The sequence below is a fragment of the Weizmannia sp. CD-2023 genome, assembly GCF_036225245.1.
In the GTDB taxonomy this organism is placed as follows: Bacteria; Bacillota; Bacilli; order Bacillales; family Bacillaceae_C; genus Weizmannia; species Weizmannia faecalis.
In genome coordinates, this window is sequence record NZ_JARTJQ010000091.1 from 1 (window position 1) to 937 (window position 937).

A 937-nucleotide genomic window follows, 5' to 3' on the forward strand; every position below is an offset into this window, starting at 1 on the left:
TTTTCAAGGAACAATCACAAACAGCAACTTTTAAAGTATAACACTTATTTATTTAGAAGTCAATACTTTTTTTGGTGGAGCCTAGCGGGATCGAACCGCTGACCTCCTGCGTGCAAAGCAGGCGCTCTCCCAGCTGAGCTAAGGCCCCGAATTTGAATGGTCGGGAAGACAGGATTCGAACCTGCGACCCCATGGTCCCAAACCATGTGCTCTACCAAGCTGAGCTACTTCCCGTATATAGCGCGCCCAAGAGGAGTCGAACCCCTAACCTTTTGATCCGTAGTCAAACGCTCTATCCAATTGAGCTATGGGCGCATATATCGAATGGTGCCGAGGACCGGAGTCGAACCGGTACGGTAGTCACCTACCGCAGGATTTTAAGTCCTGTGCGTCTGCCAATTCCGCCACCCCGGCAAGAGAAAAAAATGGAGCGGAAGACGGGATTCGAACCCGCGACCCCCACCTTGGCAAGGTGATGTTCTACCACTGAACTACTTCCGCAAAAATTCAGGTCAAAGAATTTCAGGCCGTCTTTGAACAGGCTGAAATTCTTATTTCCTGCTAAATATGATGAGCCATGCAGGATTCGAACCTGCGACCCTCTGATTAAAAGTCAGATGCTCTACCAACTGAGCTAATGGCTCATATTTATGGTGGAGGATGACGGGATCGAACCGCCGACCCTCTGCTTGTAAGGCAGACGCTCTCCCAGCTGAGCTAATCCTCCGTATTATGGCCCGGCAACGTCCTACTCTCGCAGGGGGAAACCCCCAACTACCATCGGCGCTGGAAAGCTTAACTTCCGTGTTCGGGATGGGAACGGGTGTGACCTTTCCGCCATCATCACCGGACCTGTATAATTTTTGGGATGTGTTCCCTGAAAACCGGATGGGAGAAAAAACTGTAAACGGAGAACGCGTTTCTAACTTTGAGAATT

General features: G+C 50.1%; 7 tRNA genes and 1 rRNA gene. All 8 read right to left on the minus strand.

Features of this window, described 5'->3' with window-relative positions:
* Positions 1-72: 72 nt before the first annotated feature.
* Positions 73-148 (minus strand) — tRNA-Ala (locus P9687_RS13755).
* A 9-nt stretch (positions 149-157) separates the two neighbouring features.
* A tRNA-Pro gene (locus tag P9687_RS13760) sits at positions 158-234 on the minus strand.
* Between the two features lie 7 nt (positions 235-241).
* Positions 242-315: transfer RNA gene (locus tag P9687_RS13765), tRNA-Arg, on the minus strand.
* A 10-nt stretch (positions 316-325) separates the two neighbouring features.
* Positions 326-414: transfer RNA gene (locus tag P9687_RS13770), tRNA-Leu, on the minus strand.
* A 12-nt stretch (positions 415-426) separates the two neighbouring features.
* Positions 427-501: transfer RNA gene (locus P9687_RS13775), tRNA-Gly, on the minus strand.
* Positions 502-571: 70 nt separating this feature from the next.
* Positions 572-644 (minus strand) — tRNA-Lys (locus P9687_RS13780).
* Between the two features lie 7 nt (positions 645-651).
* Positions 652-727 (minus strand) — tRNA-Val (locus tag P9687_RS13785).
* A gap of 8 nt (positions 728-735) precedes the next feature.
* Positions 736-851 (minus strand): 5S ribosomal RNA (gene rrf, locus P9687_RS13790).
* Positions 852-937: the final 86 nt, after the last annotated feature.